The 25,355-nt window shown below is 29.2% G+C and carries 25 protein-coding genes and 2 riboswitches; of the genes, 19 read left to right on the forward strand and 6 right to left on the reverse strand.

The features are described from left to right. Positions 1-98, forward strand: a riboswitch (purine riboswitch). Between the two features lie 168 nt (positions 99-266). From guaB to BEN51_RS02000, 5 genes are all read left to right on the forward strand, one after another. After that, a complete protein-coding gene (gene guaB / locus BEN51_RS01985; RefSeq protein WP_119864429.1) occupies positions 267-1,715 on the forward strand; it encodes an IMP dehydrogenase in 1,449 nt (482 codons plus the stop codon). 262 nt (positions 1,716-1,977) lie between these two features. Further along, positions 1,978-3,519: a glutamine-hydrolyzing GMP synthase gene (guaA, locus tag BEN51_RS01990; RefSeq protein ID WP_119864430.1), complete on the forward strand. Its 1,542-nt coding sequence runs from the start codon at positions 1,978-1,980 to the stop codon at positions 3,517-3,519. A gap of 160 nt (positions 3,520-3,679) precedes the next feature. Next, the gene (locus BEN51_RS01995; RefSeq protein ID WP_119864431.1) at positions 3,680-4,294 is read left to right on the forward strand and encodes a PH domain-containing protein; all 615 of its coding nucleotides are present in this window, start codon (positions 3,680-3,682) and stop codon (positions 4,292-4,294) included. 43 nt (positions 4,295-4,337) lie between these two features. Next, positions 4,338-4,466: a hypothetical protein gene (locus BEN51_RS14065; RefSeq protein ID WP_257789686.1), complete on the forward strand. Its 129-nt coding sequence runs from the start codon at positions 4,338-4,340 to the stop codon at positions 4,464-4,466. A gap of 174 nt (positions 4,467-4,640) precedes the next feature. Further along, on the forward strand, positions 4,641-5,261 hold the full coding sequence (locus BEN51_RS02000) for a flavodoxin family protein (protein WP_119864432.1): 621 nt from the start codon (positions 4,641-4,643) through the stop codon (positions 5,259-5,261). Between the two features lie 54 nt (positions 5,262-5,315). On the opposite strand, the gene BEN51_RS13900 is transcribed toward BEN51_RS02000, so the two are convergent. Together BEN51_RS13900 and BEN51_RS13905 are read right to left on the reverse strand one after the other, a co-directional pair. Next, positions 5,316-6,158, reverse strand: a complete 843-nt coding sequence (locus BEN51_RS13900) for a GMC oxidoreductase (RefSeq protein WP_207652793.1) — start codon at positions 6,156-6,158, stop codon at positions 5,316-5,318. A 5-nt stretch (positions 6,159-6,163) separates the two neighbouring features. Next, a complete protein-coding gene (locus tag BEN51_RS13905) occupies positions 6,164-6,766 on the reverse strand; it encodes a hypothetical protein (protein ID WP_207652794.1) in 603 nt (200 codons plus the stop codon). Between the two features lie 155 nt (positions 6,767-6,921). Here BEN51_RS13905 and BEN51_RS02010 point away from each other — a divergent pair, with 155 nt between their 5' ends. From BEN51_RS02010 to BEN51_RS02060, 11 genes are all read left to right on the forward strand, one after another. Further along, positions 6,922-7,239, forward strand: coding sequence for a hypothetical protein (locus BEN51_RS02010; protein WP_119864433.1), 318 nt, complete (start codon positions 6,922-6,924; stop codon positions 7,237-7,239). A 199-nt stretch (positions 7,240-7,438) separates the two neighbouring features. Beyond that, positions 7,439-7,786: a YmaF family protein gene (locus BEN51_RS02015; protein WP_119864434.1), complete on the forward strand. Its 348-nt coding sequence runs from the start codon at positions 7,439-7,441 to the stop codon at positions 7,784-7,786. A 186-nt stretch (positions 7,787-7,972) separates the two neighbouring features. Beyond that, complete coding sequence (locus tag BEN51_RS02020) at positions 7,973-9,133, forward strand: site-2 protease family protein (protein WP_119864435.1); 1,161 nt, start codon at positions 7,973-7,975, stop codon at positions 9,131-9,133. 443 nt (positions 9,134-9,576) lie between these two features. Continuing rightward, a complete protein-coding gene (gene gltS, locus BEN51_RS02025; RefSeq protein WP_119864436.1) occupies positions 9,577-10,773 on the forward strand; it encodes a sodium/glutamate symporter in 1,197 nt (398 codons plus the stop codon). Positions 10,774-11,042: 269 nt separating this feature from the next. Then, positions 11,043-11,600 carry a glycerol-3-phosphate responsive antiterminator gene (locus BEN51_RS02030; protein WP_119864437.1) on the forward strand — a complete coding sequence of 186 codons (558 nt, stop codon included), beginning with the start codon at positions 11,043-11,045 and terminating at the stop codon, positions 11,598-11,600. A 354-nt stretch (positions 11,601-11,954) separates the two neighbouring features. Continuing rightward, a complete protein-coding gene (locus BEN51_RS02035) occupies positions 11,955-12,353 on the forward strand; it encodes a Lin0368 family putative glycerol transporter subunit (protein WP_119864438.1) in 399 nt (132 codons plus the stop codon). A 26-nt stretch (positions 12,354-12,379) separates the two neighbouring features. Then, the gene (locus tag BEN51_RS02040; RefSeq protein WP_119864439.1) at positions 12,380-12,715 is read left to right on the forward strand and encodes a Lin0368 family putative glycerol transporter subunit; all 336 of its coding nucleotides are present in this window, start codon (positions 12,380-12,382) and stop codon (positions 12,713-12,715) included. A 32-nt stretch (positions 12,716-12,747) separates the two neighbouring features. After that, positions 12,748-14,235 carry a glycerol kinase GlpK gene (glpK, locus tag BEN51_RS02045; protein ID WP_119864440.1) on the forward strand — a complete coding sequence of 496 codons (1,488 nt, stop codon included), beginning with the start codon at positions 12,748-12,750 and terminating at the stop codon, positions 14,233-14,235. A 228-nt stretch (positions 14,236-14,463) separates the two neighbouring features. Then, positions 14,464-15,891 (forward strand): NAD(P)/FAD-dependent oxidoreductase, encoded by a 1,428-nt coding sequence (locus BEN51_RS02050; RefSeq protein ID WP_119864441.1) that lies wholly within the window; start codon positions 14,464-14,466, stop codon positions 15,889-15,891. Between the two features lie 12 nt (positions 15,892-15,903). Next, positions 15,904-17,157 carry an NAD(P)/FAD-dependent oxidoreductase gene (locus tag BEN51_RS02055; RefSeq protein ID WP_119864442.1) on the forward strand — a complete coding sequence of 418 codons (1,254 nt, stop codon included), beginning with the start codon at positions 15,904-15,906 and terminating at the stop codon, positions 17,155-17,157. Between the two features lies 1 nt (position 17,158). After that, a complete protein-coding gene (locus BEN51_RS02060; protein WP_119864443.1) occupies positions 17,159-17,503 on the forward strand; it encodes a DUF1667 domain-containing protein in 345 nt (114 codons plus the stop codon). A gap of 43 nt (positions 17,504-17,546) precedes the next feature. Here the strand turns inward: BEN51_RS02060 and BEN51_RS02065 are convergent, their stop codons facing one another. Then, positions 17,547-19,229, reverse strand: coding sequence for a methyl-accepting chemotaxis protein (locus BEN51_RS02065; protein ID WP_119864444.1), 1,683 nt, complete (start codon positions 19,227-19,229; stop codon positions 17,547-17,549). 282 nt (positions 19,230-19,511) lie between these two features. On the opposite strand from BEN51_RS02065, the gene BEN51_RS02070 reads away from it, so the two are divergent. Continuing rightward, positions 19,512-20,312, forward strand: a complete 801-nt coding sequence (locus tag BEN51_RS02070) for a RelA/SpoT domain-containing protein (protein ID WP_119864445.1) — start codon at positions 19,512-19,514, stop codon at positions 20,310-20,312. Between the two features lie 40 nt (positions 20,313-20,352). Here the strand turns inward: BEN51_RS02070 and BEN51_RS02075 are convergent, their stop codons facing one another. Beyond that, complete coding sequence (locus BEN51_RS02075; protein ID WP_119864446.1) at positions 20,353-22,050, reverse strand: methyl-accepting chemotaxis protein; 1,698 nt, start codon at positions 22,048-22,050, stop codon at positions 20,353-20,355. Positions 22,051-22,208: 158 nt separating this feature from the next. Beyond that, the gene (locus tag BEN51_RS02080) at positions 22,209-23,903 is read right to left on the reverse strand and encodes a methyl-accepting chemotaxis protein (protein ID WP_164704065.1); all 1,695 of its coding nucleotides are present in this window, start codon (positions 23,901-23,903) and stop codon (positions 22,209-22,211) included. 263 nt (positions 23,904-24,166) lie between these two features. Between BEN51_RS02080 and BEN51_RS02085 the strand changes: the two genes are divergently transcribed. Then, positions 24,167-24,397: a hypothetical protein gene (locus BEN51_RS02085; RefSeq protein WP_119864448.1), complete on the forward strand. Its 231-nt coding sequence runs from the start codon at positions 24,167-24,169 to the stop codon at positions 24,395-24,397. 68 nt (positions 24,398-24,465) lie between these two features. On the opposite strand, the gene BEN51_RS02090 is transcribed toward BEN51_RS02085, so the two are convergent. Continuing rightward, on the reverse strand, positions 24,466-24,636 hold the full coding sequence (locus BEN51_RS02090) for a hypothetical protein (protein WP_119864449.1): 171 nt from the start codon (positions 24,634-24,636) through the stop codon (positions 24,466-24,468). A gap of 152 nt (positions 24,637-24,788) precedes the next feature. Between BEN51_RS02090 and BEN51_RS02095 the strand changes: the two genes are divergently transcribed. After that, positions 24,789-25,145 carry a DUF3221 domain-containing protein gene (locus BEN51_RS02095; RefSeq protein WP_236906238.1) on the forward strand — a complete coding sequence of 119 codons (357 nt, stop codon included), beginning with the start codon at positions 24,789-24,791 and terminating at the stop codon, positions 25,143-25,145. Positions 25,146-25,263: 118 nt separating this feature from the next. Beyond that, positions 25,264-25,340, forward strand: a riboswitch (Fluoride riboswitch). Positions 25,341-25,355: the final 15 nt, after the last annotated feature.

A 25,355-nucleotide genomic window follows, 5' to 3' on the forward strand; every position in this document is an offset into this window, starting at 1 on the left:
AACTGAATAAAAATTTTAACTCGTATATCCCCTGAATATGGCAGGGAGTTTCTACCGGGAACCTTAAATTCCTGACTATGAGTGATTTTAATATACTATGCTATAGTTATCTATAGCATTATAGGCATATTGACTTCACTTAGAAAGTTGATATGCCTTTTTTATATAAAAATCAATATTAGATATATATCATTGAAATGAAAATGCAATTAAAATTGCGAAAATATAAATTTTGCAGGAAAAATATTATTTTAGGAGGAAGAATAATGGCAAGGATTTTAAAAACAGCTTATACTTTTGATGATGTATTATTAGTACCAAATAAATCAGAGGTTTTACCAAACGAAGTTTCCCTAAAAACAAAATTAACAAAAAAGATTACTTTAAATATTCCTTTAATGAGTGCAAGTATGGATACTGTAACAGAGTCAAAAATGGCTATTGCAATTGCTAGAGAAGGCGGAATTGGTATTATACATAAAAATATGACCATTGAAGAACAGGCAAGGGAAGTAGATAGAGTAAAAAGACAAGAAAATGGAGTAATTACAGATCCAATATTCTTATCAGAAGAACATACTTTAGCAGATGCTAATGAGCTTATGGCAAGATATAGAATTTCAGGAGTTCCAATAACTAGAGGAACGAAGTTAGTGGGAATTATAACTAATAGAGATATACTTTTTGAAACAGATTATACTAAGCCAATTTCGGAAGTAATGACCAAAAGTCCTTTAGTTACAGCAAAAGAAGGTACAAGTTTACAGGAAGCTCTTGAAATATTAAAGAAGCATAAAATTGAAAAGCTTCCTTTAGTTGATGAAGAAAATAATTTAAAAGGATTAATAACAATAAAAGACATAGAAAAGGCTAAAAAATTCCCCAATGCAGCAAAGGATGAAAAGGGAAGACTTTTATGTGGAGCTGCAGTAGGAATAACAAATGATATGATGGATAGAGTTTCAGCTTTAGTAAAGGCACAGGTAGATGTTATTACTGTAGATACAGCTCACGGCCATTCAAAGGGAGTTATGGAAGCAATTAAGAGAATAAAATCAGTTTATCCAGAACTTCAAATAATAGCTGGTAATGTAGCAACAGCAGAAGCTACTAGAGATTTAATAGAAGCTGGAGCAGATTGTGTTAAAGTAGGTATAGGACCTGGATCAATTTGTACAACAAGAGTAGTTGCAGGAGTTGGAGTTCCTCAATTAACAGCAGTAATGGATTGTGCAGAAGAAGCAAGAAAATATGGAGTACCAGTTATTGCAGATGGAGGATTAAAATATTCAGGTGATATAGTTAAGGCTTTAGCTGGCGGAGCATCTGCTGCAATGATGGGATCATTATTTGCAGGCTGTGAAGAAGCCCCAGGGGAATTAGAAATATATCAAGGAAGAAGCTATAAGGTATATAGAGGAATGGGATCGCTTGGAGCAATGGCAAAAGGATCAAGTGATAGATACTTCCAAAATGGAACTAAGAAGTTTGTACCAGAGGGTGTAGAAGGAAGAGTTGCTTTTAAAGGTTCTGTGTCAGATACTATATATCAATTAGTAGGTGGAATAAGATCAGGAATGGGATACTTAGGTGCAGCAACTTTAGAAGAATTATATGAAAAAGCAACTTTTGTAGTTCAAACATCAGCAGGATTTAGGGAAAGCCATCCTCATGATGTAAATATAACAAAGGAAGCACCAAACTATAGTAAATAGCCTTTGGAAATGACAATGGAGTTGAATTATAAGCTAAGTAAATGTAGCGGAGTTTTTCTTCGTTACATTTATTTATATTATTTTTATAAAATAGAGCTACAACTAAAATAATCGAAATATATTTAAAATATATAAAATATTATTCGTTATATGGTGAATAATATAAAATAAAAGTTTTATTTTATACTTATATTCGATATAAAATTATGCTATAATAAATTAGCTAATTAAATTTTAGTTGTTAAAAAAATGGAGGTTACTCATGAATAAAGAGTTAGTTTTAGTTATTGACTTTGGTGGACAATACAATCAGCTAATAGCAAGAAGAGTAAGAGAATGTGGAGTTTATTGTGAAGTTCATCCTTATACTTTAAGTGTTGAAAAAATAAGAGAAATGAATCCAAAAGGAATAATATTTACAGGAGGTCCAAATAGTGTTTATGCTGAAGATTCTCCCTTATGTGATAAAGAATTATTAGAAGCTGGAATACCTATTCTTGGAATATGCTATGGATCACAATTAATGGCTCATGTTCTTGGAGGAAAGGTTGCAACAGCCCCTGTAAGCGAATATGGAAAGACAGAAGTTAACATAAATAAAGAATCTAAGATTTTTGAAGGTATTTCATCCCCAACTATTTGTTGGATGAGTCATACTGATTACATAGAAAAAACTCCAGAAGGCTTTAAAATAATAGCTCACACTCCAGTATGTCCAGTTGCAGCTATGGAAGCTGAAGAAAGGAAATTATATGCAGTTCAATTTCACCCAGAAGTTATGCATACACAAGAAGGAACAAAGATGATATCAAATTTCCTTTATAATGTTTGTGAATGTTCTGGAGATTGGAAAATGGATGCCTTTGTAGAAAAAACAATTCAAGAAATACGTGAAAAAGTTGGTAATGGAAAGGCCTTATGCGCATTATCAGGTGGGGTTGATTCATCTGTAGCTGCTGTTTTACTATCAAAAGCTATAGGAAACCAATTAACTTGTGTTTTTGTTGATCATGGTTTACTTCGTAAAAATGAGGCAGATGAAGTTGAAGAAATATTTGGACCTAATGGACCATATAATCTAAATTTCATTCGTGTAAATGCTCAAGAAAGATTTTATGAAAAATTAAAGGGTGTAGAAGATCCAGAGCAAAAGAGAAAAATAATTGGTGAAGAATTTATTAGAGTATTTGAAGAAGAAGCAAAGAAAATAGGAGCAGTAGATTTCCTAGTGCAGGGAACTATCTATCCAGATATAATTGAAAGTGGTCTTGGAAAATCAGCAGTAATAAAATCTCATCATAATGTTGGAGGGCTTCCAGATTGTGTAGATTTTAAGGAAATAATAGAACCTTTAAGATTACTATTTAAAGACGAAGTACGTAAGGCTGGTTTAGAACTTGGATTACCTGAAAAATTAGTTTATAGGCAGCCATTCCCAGGTCCAGGTCTTGGAGTACGTATAATAGGTGAGGTAACAGCTGAAAAGGTTAGAATAGTTCAAGATGCGGATGCTATTTATAGAGAAGAAATTGAAAAAGCAGGACTTAATAGAAGTATAGGCCAATACTTTGCAGCCTTAACTAATATGCGTTCTGTAGGAGTAATGGGAGATGAAAGAACTTACGATTATGCTATTGTCCTTCGTGCAGTAGAAACAAGTGATTTTATGACTGCAACTTCAGTAAATCTTCCATGGGAAGTTCTTGAAAGAGTAACAACTAGAATTGTAAATGAAGTTAAGGGTGTTAATAGAGTATTATATGACTGTACAGGAAAACCACCAGCAACAATAGAATTAGAGTAAAATACAGAAAAACGACTAGATTAGTTGAGCTAGTCGTTTTTTTATTTATCATGTATCTTCCTAAATCTATTAATACACAATATTTTTACATACTTTTACAGATATGTTATTATAAATAATATATATTAAATAAAAGTTTGTAAAATTCGGAGGTTTATATATGTTAAAAAAATTTGCTTCAGACGCTTTAGGATTAAGTGATATTGGAAAAATAATAGATAAAAGAGATTTTGGTAAAGTAGATGCAGATGATTATATAATGCATGAAGATGATGAAAAAATATTTTTTCTTATAAAATCAAAAACTGATGAATACTGTTTTACAAATTTAGCACTTATTCATGTAGATGGAACATCTGCTGTAAGTAAAAAGAGATTAGTAATTAGATATGATTATTATAAAAATCCAATAAGAAATGTAAGTATAGAAACAGCAGGAACCATAGATTTAGATTGTGAAATTAAATTTACTATTGGAGAAAAAGCCTTTTCTATAGATGTGGATAAAAATCAAATAGAACAGCTAAAGGATTTATATAAAGCTTTAGTTAGAATAGGATATATAATAGAAGAAAATGAAATCATGCTTAAAAAGTCTGAAGAAAGTTTATCTATAGCTGCTAATGCATGCAAATCGGGAAAGATTGTTGAAGGAGATGCAGCAGAAGTATTTAAGAAGATAAATGAATATGCATTTAATTGGACAAAAATAAATAGAGAAAATTATATAAAAAAGGATTTTTCAGAGATATTTAAAAACTACATTAATAATTAGTGATTTAGTTTATTAATAAATGCATTAGATAAATGAGAAGTTTATGAAATTAGAAGAATGTATATTAGAGGAAAAAAGGGACAAGCTTATTAAAAGAATAAATGAAATGCAGAAGACCTTGGATAGGCTTAATTATAAGATTGAAGGGTATGAGAAGAAGTTATTAGTATAAGTTAGTGTATGGGTATTTATGTAAATTTTGAGGAAATTTAGTTTTATATCAAGTTATTTGAGCTGTGGGTGTAGCAAGTTTTGTAATAATTAAAATAAAATTTAATATAATGGAAGAAGATTTAAATTTAGATGAAAATGATCTAAAAGATTTAGTGATTGAGGGGGAAAGCATATGAAAGTATTATTAGTAAATGGAAGTGGACATTTAAAGGGATGTACTTATACTGCATTAAAAGAGGTGGCAAGAGAATTAGAAAAGGAAAATATTGAAACAGAAATATTTCAATTAGGAAATAAGCCAATTGCAGGCTGTATTGGCTGCATGTCTTGCATGAAAAGAGGTAAATGTTTTAGAGATGATATAGTAAATGAATTTTTAGAAAAGGCAAAGGAGGCAGATGGCTTTGTATATGGCTCCCCTGTACATTATGCTGGGGCTTCTGGAATGTTGACTTCCTTTTTAGATAGGGTTCATTATAGTGGAAAAAGTATATTTTTATATAAACCTGGAGCAGCAGTAGTAAGCTGCCGTCGTGGAGGAGCAAGTGCAGCCTTTGATCAAATAAACAAATACTTTACTATTAGTTGTATGCCTATAGTTTCATCACAATATTGGAATTTAGTTCATGGAAATACTCCAGAAGAAGTAGTACAAGATTTAGAAGGAATGCAGACAATGAGAACACTTGGAAGAAATATGGCATGGATGCTTAAATGCATTGAAGCAGGCAAGAAAGCAGGCATAGGATATCCTGAAATGGAAGAAAGAATTGCAACAAACTTTATAAGATAATAAAGAGAAGGGATGATTTTCGAAAACTTGAAAATCATCCTATTTTTTAAAAATTTAAGTTTCTTTAAGATAAATATAATCAGCAACTCTCATTGATAAAGCAATATTCGATATAGTCGGACCAGAAGCACTAAGGGAAGGAAGGGCGCTGTTGTCTGCCACAAATAATCCTTCAATGCCATGTATTTGACCATGAGGATTTGCTGCTGAAGTTTCTGGATTAGTTCCAATTCTGCAAGTACAGGATTCATGCATACTAGAACCTGGTGGTCTTAAGGCTACTGTAGCAGGATTTAGAGCTATCCCCATGGCATTAGCTGCTTCTACAATTCCCCTGCTCATTTGATTAACTACTTCATAATCTCTATCAGATAGTGAATAGTTTACCTGAATAAGGGGCATTCCAAATTCATCCTTTGCAGAAGAATCAATATAAACCCTGTTTTCTGGACGGCTTTCTACCCTTCCAAAGGCAGTAAGTATAACTGTAAGTTCATTTTGAAGATTTTTATTTTCAAACTGTTGGTATGAAAAGTATTGATTAGGTCCAATAATTTGAATTTGATAAGGTGCTTCCTCTGTTTCTGCTTTTAAGATAGATAGATTTCCAAGGTTTTCGGAGAAGCATCCTCTGCTTATAGTTCTTACAGCAATTATAGAAACATGCTCAGTTAAATAGTGTCCAATAGCTGGAACGTTTATATTAGAATTAAGGAGTATTCGTGGAGTTTCTAATGTGCTGGCAGATAAAACAACATTTTTAGCAGGTATTATATATATATCTTTATTTTGTGAAAATACTTCTACTCCAGATATTTTTCTATCTTCAGTAAGGACTCTAGAAACATAGGCATTAAGGCCTAAGTCAAAGTCTCTATTATATTGGGCAGAAGCCAATTTATTTATAGAGCTGTACCAAGGATTTGAATTGAATGTATTTGCCCCTTTCTTGAAGCTTCCATATCAAAAGCTAATGGAAGGTCTCTTGCTTCAAGAATTCCTTTGGAATAAAGTTTTCTTAATAGAAGATTCTGCATTGAAGAGCCTTTAGAATAAGAAATTGAAGCATTTAGGGATTTTTCAGCCATGGAATAATAAGCCTCTAGTTCTCTATAATTTATAGGCCATTTTCTAAGTTCGCTTTCAATTGGTCTTGGAACAGTACAATTCCAAAATAGGGATCTGCCACCAAGGGCATATACCATTCTGGCTCCAGAAAATTCAGGCAAGCGATCTTTAAAACTAGTTGAATTATCTTCAAGCAGTTGATTACTGGCAGTATTTATATTCATTGTTGGAATATTTAAAGAATGTGAATGAAATAATTTATCTCCTCTTTCAAGAATACCTATCTTTTTAGCACCATTATTTCTCCATAACTCACAGAGTCTTGATAATACTGTTCCGCCGCCATGACCAGTTCCTATAATTAAAACATCATAAGTTGTATTAGCCATTTCTTCAAGGGATTTTGTTGAAATCCAATTACCAGGATATTTAACCATTATACACCTCTTTAAAAAAATTCAATCTAATATATGAAAAATTATTTATGTTTATGTAGGTATTTATGTCGAATTGTTAAGGATAATTGTTTTATTAGATTTGTTACCTTTTTTTAATAGATGAATAACATATAATAGAAAGGAGAGGATAAAAAGTGGATTATAATGTAAACTCTATGCATGAAAGATGCAGAAAATGTATAACTTTTCATGTTGTTATAACCATGAGAGATGGAACCATGGTGGATGGAATAGTAGAAGGTGTTGACAGAGAAAATGTTAATTTATTAGTTGGTGAACCTGTAATGATGGAAGAAGAGCTTTCATATGAAAGACAAGAGTATGGATATGGTCAAGGTTCTAGGAGAAGGAGGCCGGTAAGAAGATTTAGACGCAGGGCTTTCCCACTAGCCCTTTTAGCTGCAGTAGATGTAGTACCATTCTTCCCATTTTTCCCATTCTTCCCATTTTAGCTAGTAGTACTTAAGTAGTAATGTAGAATGTACAAAGTACATTCTACATTTTATATTTAAAAGTAGTGTACATATTTTACAATATATTGAAGGGTCAAAATTATATAAAGCAAGTAACATAATCAAGCATATTCTAATATTATATTATATAGAGTTAAACTAAAGTTTTATAAAATATTGAACAAAAGAGGTGTAAAATATGTCAAGAGACTGTTGTAAAAAGAGAAATAGACATGTTCATGAAGTTCAAGGAAGTACTTTTATTTCTGATGAAAGAGGAATAGAAGATCATAACCACCGTTTTGCTGGAGTTACAGGGGATGCTATTCCAATAGATAATGGAAGAGACCATATTCATAAATTAGAAACATTAACAGACACATTTGACAATCATCATCATTGTATTAAGGTTTGGGTTGGAAGAGCTATACCTGTAGGCGATGGAAGACATGTACACTTTGTATGTGCTAAGACAGAATGTGCAGACGGTCATGTTCATAAATTTAGAGTAGCAACATTAATAGAAGATCCAATCAGTGAAGAATAGATAATTAAATAATTTAAATAGCTATTTAGAAGGGCTAAGTATAGCGAAAAAGCTGTATTTAGTCCTTTTATTAATATTAGGCTTTTAAGGAATATAAAATTTATGAAGTAAAACAAATTGGATTAGATATAATAGAATGGTATAATGTGGTTATTATAATTTAATGTTTTAGGAGGATATTGAGATTTGAGTAGTAAGGATATTAAGAAAAAGTTAGTGCAGATATTGGGTATTATAATTTATTTACTAGCTTTTGTAGCTTTAGGATATTTTATTGCATTTTTATCTAATTCAAAAACAGAACTTGTAGATAGAAGGGACGGAGGATTTATTTTTTTAGTAAGTGTTGCACTATCTTTTTATCTTCACATAATTATTCATGAGGGAGGACACTTTCTTTTTGGAAAGCTTACTGGATATAGGCTTACTTCTTTTAGGATAGGAAGTATTACTATCATGAAAGAAGAGGATAAAATTAAACTAAAAAGATTTAGTATAGCTGGTACAGGAGGACAATGTTTAATGGAGCCTCCTGAGTATAAAGAAGATAAATTTCCTTTTATTTTATATAACCTAGGGGGAGGACTTTTAAATATTATTTTTTCAATTATAGCTATAATTATATATTTAATATTTTCTAATATGCCTTATTTACTAGAAATTTTACTTTCCTTTTCAGGGATAGGAATAATATTAGGACTTATGAATATAATTCCATTAAAGATTGCTGGAGCTGCCAATGATGGTTATAATATAATTTTCTTAAAGAAGAATAAGGATGCTAGATATGCTTTTTATAGACAGCTAAAAATAAATGCCTTATTAGCAAGAGGGGCTAGAATTAAGGATATGCCTAAGGAGTGGTTTGAGCTTTCTGAAGGAGCAGATATAAACAATCCAATTATTGCATCAGTTGCTTGTATGATGGGAAGTTATTATCAAGATAATAAAGATTTTCAAAGATCTAAAGAAGAATTTGATTATGTTTTAGAAAACTCTAATAATTTATTAGGAATATATAAAAATGAAATTGAATGTGAGTTACTTTTTTATGAGATAATTGGAGATAGAAATATAGATAAAATAAATAAGTTATTTACTAAAGAATTAAAAAAATATATAAAGGCAAGTAAACATTCATTATCTAAAAAAAGGTTATTATATGCTTATGAACTTCTTATAAATAAAGATGAAAATACAGCTAAAAAATATTTAGATGAGTTTGAGAAAATAGCAAAAACCTACCCTTATAAAGGAGAAGTAGAAGGTGAAAGAGAATTAATAAGTTTTGTAAAGCAAAATAATGAGGAAATTTTTAATAAGTCTAACGATTCAATTTCTATATAAATTTTTAATAAAAATGGTATTTGCAAAATATTTGTAAATACCATTTTTGTATTATAAATAGATTTTATTGAATTTTTATTATAGAAATTATTTTATTATTTGTTAAAAAAATATCTATTTTATAAAAATATTTTATTGAAGTTAACAATGATACTTAATTTACATAATTAAATTATGTAAAACAAATAAACTTAATTAATAAAAAATGAATGAAATTAAATTTAATTATTCAATAATAAAAACATCTAAAATGTATAGTTTTAATAATTTACCCTTCTATAAGTAAGTGCTCATGGGGACTTTATTGTATTTGATTAATTCTTGGAAATAAAGTAAAAATATAATATGCATAAATTTGTCGAAAAAAATGAAATTTTTATTTGATTATATTTCAATATGTTGTATTATATAGTAAGGCGTTAAATTTTTAGGGAGGAAAATACATGGAAATAAAATTAGATATATTTGAAACGATGGCACTAGCTACCATTGTATTTTATTTTGGGGCTTATATAAGAAAAAGAATAAAAGTTTTAGAAAAATACTGCATTCCATCAGCTGTTGTAGGTGGAATGATTTTTTCAATATTAATGCTTATTTTTAAATTAAATAGTATCTTAACAATAAGCTTAGATACTACATTACAGCAAGTGTTTATGACAGCCTTTTTTACCAGTATTGGATATACTGCAAGCTTTAGGCTGCTAAAACAAGGGGGAGTAAAAGTTATAATATTTTTAATATTATCAACTATTTTAGTAATTACTCAAAATATATTAGGAGTATCTTTAGCATCAGCTTTTAAGCTTAACCCATTATTAGGACTAACTACAGGCTCCATTCCATTAGTAGGTGGACATGGTACATCAGGTTCTTTTGGACCACTTTTAGAGGGGATGGGGGTTAAGGGAGCAACAACTGTAGCTTTTGCCTCAGCAACTTTTGGACTAGTTATGGGAAGCATTTTAGGTGGATTTGCAGCAAAAACTTTAATAGAGCGAAATAAACTTAAAACAGTTAAGGAGTATCGTGATAAGACTATACCAGTAAGTGATTTTCATCAGGATAATGAAGCGGTATTATCACATAAGAAACTTATGAATGGAGCAGCATGGATATTTTTGGCAATGGGAATAGGAGCAATTATTACAAAGTTTATGGAAGGCTTAGGATTAACTTTCCCATCCTATATTGGGGCTATGCTTGCTGCTGCAATTATTAAAAATATATGCGACTTAAGAAAAGTAAAGCTTGAAGATAAGGAAATAGAAACTTTAGGTGGAATCAGTCTTTCCTTCTTCCTATCCTTAGCCCTTATGGGATTAAAGTTATGGGAATTATTTGACTTAGCTCTTCCTTTAATTATTATGTTAATAGCTCAAACTATTCTTATGTTTGTATTTGGATATTACATAGTATTTAGAGTTATGGGAAAAGATTATGAGGCTGCAGTTTTTGTTTCAGCCCTTTCAGGTTTTGGAATGGGATCTACAGCAAATGCAGTAGCAAATATGGATGCTCTTACAGATAAATATGGCTTTGCTAAAACTCCATATCTTGTAGTTCCAATAGTAGGATGTTTATTTATTGACTTTATTAATTCTTTTGTTATTACTATATTTATTAACATATTTGGATAATATGTAAAAGTAATAATACATAAGGAAAAATATAAAAAAACTATTATAATTTTACTAATAAATTAATGAAATACTAAAAATTATAAGGAAATATAAAGAAAATAACATAAGTAAATCTGTTAAGGATTTGTTTATGTTATTTTTTTACTATTTTTTTTATTAAATTATTAAGTTGTTAATACATTAACTATTTTTTAAGTTAAGTGTAATAGACAAGGTAAAATTTGAATGGTATAATCTTCCTGAAAACAATTACAGAAGGTGTGAAAATGGATATAAGTAGAGTTTTGGAGGATAATCCAATAATAACTGCAGTTAAAGATGATAATGAATTAGAAGCCGCCCTTGATTCAGAGAGTAAGGTTATCTTTGTTTTATATGGAAATATTATAAATATATTAAATATAAGCAAAAAGATATCAAATAAAAATAAAATTGGTTTTGTTCACATAGACTTAATTGAGGGACTTTCTAATAAGGAGATAGCAGTTAAATTTATAAAGGAAAAAACAACCTTTCAAGGAATAGTAACAACCAAAAGTTCCTTAATTAGAATAGCTAAAGAAGTTGGATTAAGTACTGTATTTAGAATATTTATTCTGGATTCCTTATCTTTAAAAAATGCAAATAAACATATATCTAATGATTGTGATGCAGTTGAAATACTTCCAGGAGTTATACCTAAGGTAATTAAAAGTATTTCTGCTAAATATAAAAAGCCGATTATTGTAGGAGGTTTAGTAGAAACAAAAGAAGAGGTTTTACAGGCTTTAAGAGCAGGTGCAAGTTGCATATCTACTTCAAATCAAAAAATTTGGGATATTTAAAATATAATATTAACAGGGGAAAAAATAGTTTAGTGCTGTTAGAGATTTAGAGTCAAGCACAAAATAGGATAACTATCTTATTTTGGCTTGACTTTTTTAGTAAACGTTATCGATTTTAGTTATTTTAAGATTACAATTTAATATTAAATATATTTTATCCAATAATAAGAATATAAAAGCAAGATAAGGGGTGATATAAGTAAAATTAAGAGTTTGCATTTTGATTTTCAAGGACTTTAAACATAAGGATAAAATTTTAAATATCAGAGGATAAAGAAACTATACATTTAGTTTCTAAAAGGGGAGATTTTATATCTATTAAGATTGAGAATTATAATTTAGGGGGATATAAAAATGAAATTTTTAAGAAGTACAATAGGCTTTATGTGCGTTGGATTATTTGTCGGCGGAATATGGGGAACCTTTGCAGAAAAATATGGCATTGCAGGGGGCTGGTTTGCAGCTGTAGCAATAATAGGTCCAATGTGGTTTATGAACCATTATCTTGGATTAATAACTAATGAGGATGATGGAGCTTTTATAGATATGGGACTTGGAGTTGGTATTTCTTGTTTTATGAGAGACTTTTTCAATCAAGGTGCTAGTAGTGCAGTAAAATCACTTCCTACTCTAGCTCTTATAGCAGTGGGGGCTGTTATAGGAGGAATAGTGGCAGCAGCTATAGAGAGGGATATGGCTAAAAAATCTAATGCACAAGTTGAAATATCTGAAAATCAAAATGTAAATAATTAATTTAGAGAGGTTAGGAGGGTATTATTATGACATTGGAATTAGCTCTAGCGACAATAGTTGGTGGATTTATATTTCCGTTTTTAATAAGAATGTATTGGGGTGGACTTGTAGATAAATTTGGTCCAATTGGAGGATTTATGGCAGCTGGATTTATTGTAGGAACAGCTTGGGCGTTAAATCATGGAGTTGGATTAATAACACAAAGTGGACCAGTTTGGGTAGACATGGGATTTGCTGCAGGAATAGGACTTTGCGTTGCATCTGCTATTCAAGGGGGAAAAGTAAAAAAGGCAATCCCACAAATAGGAGCAGCTTTAGTTGGGGGAACTTTAGCAGGCTTTATTCTATCGATAATACTTTAAAATTGATTATATAAAAATGGAGGAATGAAATAATGGGAAAATATATTATTGCTTTAGATCAAGGTACAACTAGTTCAAGAGCTATAGTTTTTGATAAGGCTCAAAATATTTTAGGCGTAGCACAAAAGGAATTTACACAAATTTATCCAACTCAAGGATGGGTTGAACATAATCCAATGGAAATATGGTCGACTCAATATGGAGTTTTACAAGAAGTTATTGCAAAAACAAATATAAAGTATGAAGATATTGCTGCTTTAGGTATTACTAATCAAAGAGAAACTACAATAGTTTGGGATAAGAACACTGGAGAACCTATATACAATGCTATAGTTTGGCAATGTAGAAGAAGTTCTTCTATGGTAGACAAACTAGTTGCAGATGGTCATGGCGATTATATAAGAGAAGCTACTGGATTAGTACCAGATGCTTATTTCTCAGGAACTAAGATTAAATGGATTTTAGATAATGTTGAAGGGGCTAGAGAAAAAGCAGATAGGGGAGAATTATTATTTGGTACAGTAGATACTTGGTTAGTTTGGAAATTAACTAATGGAAAAGTACACGTTACTGATTATACAAATGCATCTAGAACAATGATATATAACATCAAAGATTTATGCTGGGACGAAAAGCTATTAAATATATTAGATATTCCAAAATCAATGCTTCCAGAAGTTAAAAATTCATCAGAAGTTTATGGCTATGCTAATTTAGGTGGAGTAGATGTTCCAATTGCAGGTATGGCAGGAGACCAACAAGCTGCATTATTTGGTCAAGCTTGCTTTAACAAGGGTGAAGCAAAGAATACCTATGGAACAGGAAACTTCTTACTTATGAATACTGGAGATGAATTAGTAAGAAGTAATAATGGTCTAGTTACAACTATTGCTGTTGGTATAGATAATAAGGTTCAATATGCTTTAGAAGGTTCTGTATTCATTGGTGGAGCAGTAATTCAATGGATAAGAGATGAATTAAAACTTGTAAATGATGCTGCTGATACAGAATATTTTGCTAAAAAGGTAGATGACAATGGAGGTGTTTATATAGTTCCTGCCTTTACTGGACTTGGAGCACCACATTGGAATCAATATGCTAGGGGTGCTATCTTAGGATTAACTAGAGGAGCTAATAGAAATCATATAATTCGTGCTGCCTTAGAATCAATTGCTTATCAATCTAGGGATGTATTAGATACCATGGAAAAGGATTCAGGTACAAAACTTACAAGCCTAAAGGTTGATGGAGGAGCAAGTAGAAATGGTTTCTTAATGCAATTCCAAGCTGATATAATAAATGCTGAAATTAGAAGGCCAATAATTACAGAAACAACAGCTTTAGGTGCTGCATATTTAGCAGGCTTAGCTGTAGGCTTTTGGGAAAGCAAAGAAGAATTAGCAAAGAACTGGTGTGAAGGAGAAAGATTTGCACCTAATATGGATGAAGACACTAGAAATAAACTTTGCTCAGGCTGGTCAAAAGCAGTAAAAAGAAGTTTAGATTGGGAGGAAAAATAAGAATTTTACAGATATTGAGAATTAATAATTCTTATGATATAATTAAGATATCAAATAAATATTTCATTAGTGCTTAAGAGTTTTAGAGTCAAGCACAAAATAAAGGAGGTTTTCTACCTTTATTTTGTCTTGGCTTTTTTTATTGATACTTTTTGAATTAACAGTTTATTTTACAGGAATAATAACTAACAAGGTTTTTATAAAAAGAATTTATGGGGGTATAGTTTTATGTATGATGTAGTAATAATTGGAGCTGGTGTAATTGGAACATCTATTTTTAGAGAATTAACTAAGTACAAGGTAAAAGCTGCCATAGTTGAAAAAGAAAATGATGTTTCTATGGGAACTTCAAAAGCAAATTCTGCCATAGTTCATGCTGGATATGATCCTAAAGAAGGAACCCTAATGGCAAAACTTAATGTTAAAGGAAATGAAATGTTTGAAGAGTTATGTAAGGAGTTAGATGTCCCTTTTAAGAGAAATGGTTCCTTAGTTTTAGCTTTTAATGATGAGGACCTAGAAACTGTTAAAAAGCTTTATGACAATGGAAATAAAATTGGAGTTAAGGGATTAGAACTTCTTAGTAAGGAAGAAGTTTTGGAAAAGGAACCTAATGTTTCAGATAAAGTTCTTGGAGCCTTATATGCACCTACTGGAGGAATAGTTGGACCTATGGAATATACTATTGCCCTAGCTGAAAATGGTGTTAAAAATGGTGGTGAAATATTCTTAAATTCTGAAGTTATAAAAATAGAAAAAGATGAAAACTTTAAAATAACAACTAAAAATAATAAGGTTATAGAAAGTAGATTTATAGTTAATGCAGCTGGAGTTTATGCTGATAAGGTGCATAATTTAATTTGTCCTGAAAGCTTTAAAATAACTCCAAGAAGAGGACAATATTTTGTTATGGATAAATCTCAAGGAAAGTTATTTAATAGTACAATATTCCAATGTCCATCAACTCTTGGCAAGGGAATACTAGTTTCTCCAACAGTTCATGGCAATTTAATTGTTGGCCCTGATGCTGAAGATTTAGAGGATAAAGAAGCTATAAATACAACTTCTGAAGGTCTTGAATATGTAAGGGAAACTACCTTAAAAACAACTGAAAGAGTGAATTTTAGGGAAAGTATAAGGAACTTTGCTGGATTAAGGGCACAACCTGATAGAGGTGACTTTATTATAGAGGAAGATAAGCATATAAAGGGATTTATTGATGCTGCTGGAATGAAATCACCAGGATTATCTTCAGCTCCTGCAGTTGCATTAGAAGTAGTAAAAATTCTTCAAGATATTGGTTTAACTAAGGAGAGAAATGAAAATTTTGATGGAAGAAGAAAGCAGATTATATTTAGTGAACTTTCAAAGGAAGAAAAAGGTGAATTAATAAAGAAAAATCCTTCTTACGGAAAGATAATCTGCAGATGTGAAGGCATAACAGAAGGAGAAATCATTGATGCAATTTCAAGATCCTTTGGAACTATAACTTTAGATGGAGTTAAAAGAAGGTGCAGACCAGGAATGGGAAGATGCCAAGGCGGCTTCTGTGGCCCAAGAGTTTTAGAAATTATAGCAAGGGAGCTTAAAAATGATCCTATAAATGTTTATCAGGAAAAAGAAGGCTCTTATATTCTAGTAGGTAAAACAAAATAGGGGGAAGTTTATATGAAATATGATTTAGTAGTAGTTGGTGGAGGCCCTGCTGGACTAGCTGCAGCTTATGAGGCTTATAATAATGGAATAGAAAATATTTTAATAATTGAAAGAGATTTAGAGCTTGGAGGAATTTTAAACCAATGTATTCACAACGGTTTTGGGTTACACACTTTTAAGGAAGAATTAACAGGTCCGGAATATGCTCAAAGGTTTATTGAGATGGTAAATAGCACTAAGGTTGAAGTTATGTTAGATACCATGGTTTTAGATATTGAAGGCAATAAAACCATTCATGCAATAAATTCTGAAAAGGGATATATGGAAATTGAAGCTAAAGCTATAATCTTAGCTATGGGTTGTAGGGAAAGAACTAGAGGAGCTATAAATATTCCTGGAGATAGGCCTTCTGGAATATTTAATGCAGGGGCAGCCCAAAGATATATAAATATTGAAGGCTATATGCCAGGTAAGGAAGTTGTTATTTTAGGATCTGGAGATATAGGACTTATTATGGCAAGAAGAATGAGTCTAGAGGGAGCAAAGGTTAAGGCTGTTGTAGAACTTATGCCTTATTCTAACGGCTTAAATAGAAATATCGTTCAATGCTTAAATGACTATGACATTCCATTATATCTTTCACATACAGTTGTAGATATTATTGGCAAGGAAAGATTAGAAAAGGTTGTTATTGCTAAGGTAGATGAAAATAGAAGACCTATAAAGGGAACTGAAATTGAATTCGACTGCGATACTCTTTTATTATCAGTAGGTTTAATACCAGAAAATGAATTATCTAAAAATGCTGGTATTGAATTAGATAAGAGAACTAACGGTCTAATAGTAAATGAAAGTATGGAAACATCAATAGAAGGAATTTTTGCCTGCGGTAATGTTGTTCATGTTCATGATTTAGTTGACTTTGTAACAGCAGAAGCAAAGCATGCAGGAGATTGTGCTGCTAAATATATAAAGGGTGAATTATTAAGGGGAAAAGAAATTGATATAATTAATGGTAAAAATATTACCTATACTGTTCCTCAAAAAATATCTGTAGAGGCAATAGAAAATAATTTAACAGTTTTTATGAGGGTAAATAATATCTATAGAGATAAGGTAATTACAGTTAGAAATGAAGATAAGTTAATAGCTAAATTTAAGAGAAAGCATTTAGCGCCTTCTGAAATGGAAAAGATACTTTTGAATAAAAAGCTGCTAGAAGGAATAAAGGGCAATTTAGTTATATCTTTAGAGGATGGTGAATAAGATGGTTAAGGAATTAATTTGTATAAGCTGCCCAATGGGCTGCCATTTATCAGTAGATACAGAAAAACTAACAGTTACAGGTAATAGCTGTAAGCGAGGAGAGGTTTATGGAATAAATGAAGTAACAAATCCTGTAAGGGTTATTACAACAACTGTTAAGATAGAGGGTGCTCATCATGCAGTTTTACCTGTAAAAACTAAGGCGCCAATTTCTAAAGATTTGAATTTTAAGTGTATAGAAGAATTAAATAAGATTACAGTTAAAGCTCCAGTAAAAATGGGGGATGTTATTGTTGAAAACATCCTTGACACAGGAGTAGATGTAATAGCTACCAGAGATTTGTAAAGGGGACTGACCCCATTACATTTTTTGTAATGGGGTCAGTCCCTTAAAGCTTAAAGGTTGAAAGTAATTCAATTAAAGTATCATTCATATCTTTTAAATGTTGAGTAGTTGCAGCAACGTCATTAGTAGTAGCATTTAATTCTTCTGATAAAGATAAAATTTCCTCAGAAGAGGCTGATATTTCTTCTGATACTGAAGCGGCTTCCTCTATATTAGTTACAATTTCATTTTTGCTATTATTTATTGAAATTGAATTTAAAGTAATATCATTAACTTTTGGAGTTATCATATTTATTGCTTCAAAAATATCATTAAAAGAATTAACTGTTTCATTAATTATTTTTATTTCTTCTGTTAATTTATCATCTAGTACAATTGAATTACTTATCATAGATTTACTGTCTTTAGTAAGTTCAGAAACAAGAGCATTTATATTTTTTGAAGAATTTTGACTTTCTTCAGCAAGCTTTCTAACTTGTTCAGCAACTACAGCAAAGCCTTTTCCGTGCTCTCCTGCCCTAGCTGCTTCTATTGCAGCATTTAAAGCTAAAAGATTTGTTTGTTCTGCTATAGAATTTATTAAATTAGCTATCTCAGAAATTCTATTAACTTTATTTCCGAAGTCAGAAATTTTTTCTTTATAATCATTAAATTCTTCCTTAGTGTAATTTATGTAATCTGAAAGATTGTCCATTTGAATTTTGTTATTATTTACCATATTATCTATTTCATTTATTTTTATATTTACATCATCAATAGAACTAATTATATTTTCTAAAGTTGAACTAAAATCATTAGTAAAATTAGAAATTTTCATTAATCCTTCTGATTGATTATTTATTCCAAAGGTAATTTCCTGTATTGAAGAAGTTACATTTTCAGAAGAAGCTGATATTTCTTCTGAAATAGAAGCTAAATTATCTGCTTGGCTTAAAGCTTTGTTAGCACTTTCTTGAATTTTTTCAATAATATTTTTTAATGCTAACTTAGTTTTTTGTAAGGAGTTAGCCATTATTCCAAATTCATCTTTTCTATTTAAAGTAAAATCACTTATCTTAAAGGCTAAATTTCCATTAGCTAAAGAATCTAAATATTTACTAGTTTTAAGAAGGGGATTAACAATAAACTTTGCTGTCAGGATTGTAACAATTAAGGTTGAAATAATAAGAATTATAAATGATGAAATAATAATATTTAATAATATGCTTTTGACTTCTTCCCATATTATATCTTTTTCTATTCCTAGGAAAAACATTCCTATTATTTTTCCTTCCTTATCCTTTATCGGAGAATATAGTGCTTTATATTTATCATTAAATAATTCAGTATTAACTTTAACTTTTTCATCATTAGATAGAACTTTAGAAGATATTTCTGCATTTGCTTTAGTGCCTATTACACGTTTATTATCTTCTATTATTGTAGTTGAAACTCTAGTGTCATTTAAAAATATTGTTACTTCTGACTGGCAGGATTCTTTAATTAAATCAACTATTTCATTATTATCGTTTATTAAAAAATCACCCTTATAGAGCTTATTATCTTTTATAGACCAATCCCCTTCGTATTTAGCGTTTATTAAATTCATGCTCATATTATATTGATTTTCTAAGGTATTTTCTGTTATATAGTTATTAAAGTTGAAATATACAACAATAATAGAAACTAATACAACGGAAAAAAGTATGGAAGTCATTATAGTTAGGATTTTTTCTTTAATTTTCATTTTAATATTTCCCCCTAAGCAAATAAATTTAAGTTGGAATAATTAGTTTTGTATTGCTAAGAATTTAACAATATATAGTTAATATTAACATAAGTTTGCAGATTTTTATATTTTTTTACTATGATTTAATAAAATATTAAATCTTATATAATATTAATGGAAATTAAGAGTTACATTAATTGTAAATTTATTAATTTATTAACTTTGAAAAAAAGTTTTGAAGTGAAATGGAGAGATAAGGTATAATAATAAAAATACCTATAGATAAAGGAGTATGATTTTATGAAGAAGAGTTTTAATATAGAAGAGTTTTTACTAAAATATCCTCATGCTAAAGAAAAGATTAAGGAATATAATATCAACATAAATTCATTAAAAGAAATTTATGAGGATTTTGTGAAATATGAACTTTCTTATGAAAATCATGCAAATTTTATAGCTAATATTTTTCGTTCTGTTGACTCTGTTCACTCTGTAAAATCAAGGGTTAAGAAGCCAGAAAGGTTAATAGAAAAAATAATTAGAAAGACTGGGGATAGAAAAGAAAAATATGGGGATGATTTTGAATTCTCTGTGGATAACTATAAAAATGAAATTAATGACCTAATTGGAATAAGGGTTATTCATATATTTAAAGATCAATGGCAGGCTATCCATGAATTTATTATGAAAACTTGGAAGGTTATTGAAGTCACTGCTAATGTTAGAGAAGGGGACAATACAAAGCCTTTTGAAGAATTAAATATTGAAGTCAGATCTAGAATATCCGGTTATCGTTCAGTACATTATTTAGTTGAATTTTATCCAATTAATGAAAAAGTTATAGCAGAAATTCAAGTTAGAACAATATTTGAAGAAGGCTATGGTGAAATAGATCATACTTTAAGATATTCCCATCATGAAATTCCAGAAATATTAAAGTCTAATCTTCTTCTTTTTAATAGAATAGTTGGAAGTGCCGATGAAATGGCATCTCTTATAAATGATTTAAGTAAAGAATGGGGTAATAAAGAAAAAGAATATATCAAGGTCATAGAAGCTCAAAGAAAAGAAATAGAAGAGTTAAAGAAAATAAATAAATAAAAGAAGAGTGATAGAACTCTTCTTTTTGCATTTATTAATTTTATTTATCATTTTTAGATAAAGTAAAGGTTGAAAGTAATTTAATTAAAGTATCGTTCATCTCCTTTAATTCCTGAGCAGTTAAAGAAACATCGTTGGTGGCAGCGTTTAATTCCTCTGATAAGGATAATATTTGTTCAGAAGCAGCTGATATTTCTTCTGATACTGAAGCTGCTTCCTCTATTTTATTAACAATTTCATTTTTATTATTATCTATTGCAACTGAATTTAAAGAAATATCATTAATTTTTGGAGTTATTAAGTTTATTGCTTCAAAAATATGATTAAAACAATTAACAGTTTTAGCGACTATATTTATTTCTTCTGCTAACTTTTCGTCTAATATAATTGAATTATCTATCATAGATTTACTATCTTTAGTAAGTTCAGTAACAAGAATATTAATATTTTTAGAAGAAATTTTACTTTCTTCAGCTAATTTTCTAATTTCTTCGGAAACTATAGCAAAACCCTTTCCATGTTCACCAGCTCTAGTAGCTTCTATTGCTGCATTTAAGGCTAAAAGATTTGTTTTAGAAGCTATAGAATTTATTAAATTACACATCTCCGAAATCTTACTAAACCTTTTTGCAAATTCAGAAATTTTTTCTTTATAAAGATTAAATTCTTCTTTAGTGTAATTTATATAACTTTCAAGATTGTCCATTTGAGTTTTATTGTTAGTAACCATCTGTCCTATTTCATTAATTTTAATATTTACTTCCTTAATAGAATTGATTATATTCCCTAAAGCTTTACTGAAATCATTAGTTAAATTAGAAATTTTCATTAATCCTTCTGTTTGATTGCTTATACCTAAGCTAATCTCTTGTATGGCAGTAGTAACATTATCAGAAGAAGATGATATTTCCTCAGAAACAGCTGCTAAACTATCTGATTGGCTCAAAGCCTTATTAGCACTTGTTTGAACTTTTTCAATAATCTTTCGTAAGGATATTTTACTTTCAAGCAGGGAATTTGCCATTATTCCAAATTCATCTTTTCTATTTAAAGTATAGTTATCAATTCTAAAAGTTAAGTTACCACTAGCTAGTGAATTTAAGTATTCACTAGTTGTAATAATGGGAGCAACGATAGATTTAGATGCCAGTATGGTAACTATGAAGAGTGAAATGATAAGAATTATTAACGATAAAATAATGATATTTAGCAAGATATTTTTAACTTCCTTCCAAATGGTATTTTCTTTAATTCCTAAGAAAAACATTCCTATTATTTTTCCTTCTTTGTCTTTTATAGGAGAGTAAAGAGTTTTATAATCATCATTAAATATCTTGGTAGTTTCTTTAACTTTTTCATCATTTAATAGAACCTTAGCAGATATCTCTGAATCTGCCTTTGTACCAGTTACACGTTTATTATTTTCAGTTATTGTAGTTGTAACTCTTGTATCATTTAAAAATATTGTTACTTCTGACTGGCAGGCTTCCTTGATTAGATCGACTATTTCATAATTGTTATTTATTAAAAATTCACCTTTATAGAGCTTACCATCTTTTACGGACCAATCCCCTTCATATTTAGCATTTATTAAATTTATGCTCATATTATATTGATTTTCTAAAATATTTTTTGTTATATAGATATTAAAATTAAAGTATACGGATATAATAGAAACCAATACAACTGAAAAAAGTATGGAAGTCATTATAGTAAGGATCTTTTCTTTAATCTTCATTTATATACTTCCTCCTAGGCAGATATATTTTACAATTGGTAAGTTAATTAAACATGTATAATACTACTAATATTACTAGTCGAGAAAGAAGGTGACTGTAAACAGCAAAAAAGAAGAGTAGGAATACTCTTCTTTTTTACAATAGTATATATTATTAATTAATTAATTTCCGCTAAAGTAAAGCTTGAAAGCAATTCATTTAAAGTATCATTCATACCCTTTAAATTTTGAGCAGTTAATGTTACTTCGTTAGTAGTAGCATTTAACTCTTCTGATAAAGATAAGATCTCTTCAGAAGCAGCTGATATCTGTTCTGATACAGAGGCAGATTCCTCTATTTTATGTACAATTTCATTTTTACTATTATTAATTGAAATTGAATTTAAGGAAATAGCATTAATTTTTGGAGTTATTGAGTTTATTGATTCAAAAATATTATTAAAAGAATTAACAGTTTCAGTAACTATATTTATTTCTTCTGCTAATTTTTCATCAAAGGTAATTGAATTATCTATCATAGATTTATTATCTTTGGTAAGTTCAGCAACAAGTGAATTTATATTATTAGAAGAAATTTGGCTTTCCTCAGCAAGTTTTCTAACTTGTTCAGCAACTACAGCAAAACCCTTTCCGTGCTCCCCCGCTCTAGCTGCTTCTATTGCTGCATTTAAGGCTAAAAGGTTTGTTTGAGTTGCTATAGAATTTATTAAATTAGATATTTCATAAATTTTATTAACCTTATTTCCAAAGTTAGAGATTTTTTCTTTATACATATTAAATTCTTCTTTAGTAGAATTTATATAATTTGAAAGGTTGTCCATTTGACCTTTATTATTATCTATCATATTCTCTATTTCATTTATTTTATTATTTACATCATCAATAGAACTAATTATATTTTCTAAAGCTTCACCAAAATCATTAGTAAAATTGGAAACATACATTAATCCTTCTGCCTGATTATTTATACCTATTGTAACCTCTTGAATAGAGCAGGTAACATTTGAAGAGGATTCTGATATTTCTTCTGATACAGAAGCTAAGTTATCTGATTGAATTAAAGCATTATTTGAATTTTCCTTAATTTTTTTTAGAATATCCTTTAAGGATAATTTAGTTTTTAACAAGGAATTTGCCATTATTCCAAATTCATCTTTCCTATTTAAAGTATAATCGCTTATTCTGAAGGTTAAATCTCCATTGGATAAAGCGTCTAAATATTTGCTGGTTTTAAGAATTGGATGAATAATAACCTTTGCAGTAAAGATATTAACCATTAATAATGAAATAATAAAAATTACTAATGAATAAATGATAATTTGCTGCAACATAGTCTTAACTTCTTGCCAAATAGTACTTTCTTTTATCCCTATGAAGAACATTCCTAATACTTTACCTTCTTTATCTTTTATTGGTGAGTAGAGTGTTTTATATTTTTCATTAAATAGTGTAATACCAGCTTTAACTTTTTCATCATTTGATAAAACCTTAGAAACTATTTCTGCATCTGCTTTTGTTCCAATTACACGTTTATCATCTTCTATTATTGTAGTTGTAACTCTCGTATCCTTTAAAAAGATTGTTACTTCTGACTGACAAGAACCCTTGATTAAATCGACAATCTCAAAATTATCGTTTATTAAAAAATCACCCTTATAAAGTTTGTTATCCTTTACATTCCAGTCGCCATCGTATTTAGCATTAATTAAATTCATGCTCATATTATATTGAGTTTCTAAGGTGTTTTCTGTTATATAGTTGTTAAAGTTAAAATATACAGCAATAATAGAAACTGATACAACAGAAAAAAGTAAAGAAATCATTATAGTTAGTATTTTTCCTTTGATTTTCATATTGTTTCTTCCCCCTAAACAATAAATTTTAATTTTTAGCTTATATTTCCCCATATTGTTATATATTTTTACAATATATATATAATTCTAACATAATATGACTACTTTTTTAATTTTTTTATTTACATATATTAAAGAAAAAATTAAAGTTAATATATTAATTTTTTATTTTAATAACAGATAATATAGTAGGTTTAAATAATTATAAGTAAAAATATAAATATAAGGAGTATAATTATTTTAAATTAATAGGAGAATATTAAATGCTATTTACAGATAATCTTAGTCCAGAAGAATTAGCTATATTAAGTAATATTATTGCTATAGAATTGAGTAAAGATAGAACTGCAAGCGAAATAAGCGTTATTGCTAGTTTTCTTTCTGCCGTGGGAGATATTATGGAGGTTATTGCTGCTCAAAGAGAGTATTTAGAAGAATTGGAAGAAAAAGCTTCTGAATGTAAAAATAAAGAGAATAATAAAAAAGAAGGGTAAGTCAGTAATATTTAATACTTACCCAGAATTATTGGAAACTTTCAATATTTGTCCAATCTTTAATTTAGTTATTTATTATGAGATAATTTTGATCTTTTAGTATATTTTTTTCCATTTGCATGGCTTCCTTTTTTCTTGCCATCTATAAATCCTATATCAGAACCAGATTCTGAATACATTTTTCTTAATTCTGCATTAGATTTTGGTCTATCTTTTAATCTATTTTTATTGTTGTCCATTTTGATTCCTCCTAAAAAATTTTTCGATTATCGATTATAGTTTAACCAAAATGAAACCAAATAATTAATTATATATATTAGAATAATAATAGTAAAGCTTTGCAAGGAAAAATTTAAAAGTGACTTAGGCTTTTCTTAAAGGAGGTATAAATATGAAAAGGAAATCTATGCTTATTCTAGGATTAATTGCTTTATTAATTTTTATTGCTTATGGCTTAATTAACTTTTTTAATGATAAAAATAATGTAACTTTTAATGCAGTAATTGTTGAAGTAAAGGAAAATTCTATTTTAGTTACACCTGAGGAAGGAAGTAATGAATTAAAATCTGCAGACTTAATAGTTGTTTCAATTAGAGAAAAGACAAAAATTATTGACGAAAATAAAAATAAGTTAGCTATAACTGATTTAAAAGAAAATCAAAAAGTTGTAATTTATTATGATGGCTTAATTGCAGAAAGTTATCCTGCTCAAATATTAAATTGTCATAAGATAAAACTTGTGTCATAAAATTTTATTTTTATGCTATGCTTTAAAGTAATATTTCAAATATCATTATTCAATTTATAAGGTTACTTAATAATCAATCAATAAATAAAATATAGCTCATTTTATTAAATTGTGATATAATGAATTTGGGAATGAAGTTCTCCCATGGTTAAATAAAGCCAAAACCGCATTTATGCTGATGACTTCTGTGAGTAATAATCACAGGAATTA

The organism is Clostridium isatidis, assembly GCF_002285495.1.
Classification (GTDB): domain Bacteria; phylum Bacillota; class Clostridia; order Clostridiales; family Clostridiaceae; genus Clostridium; species Clostridium isatidis.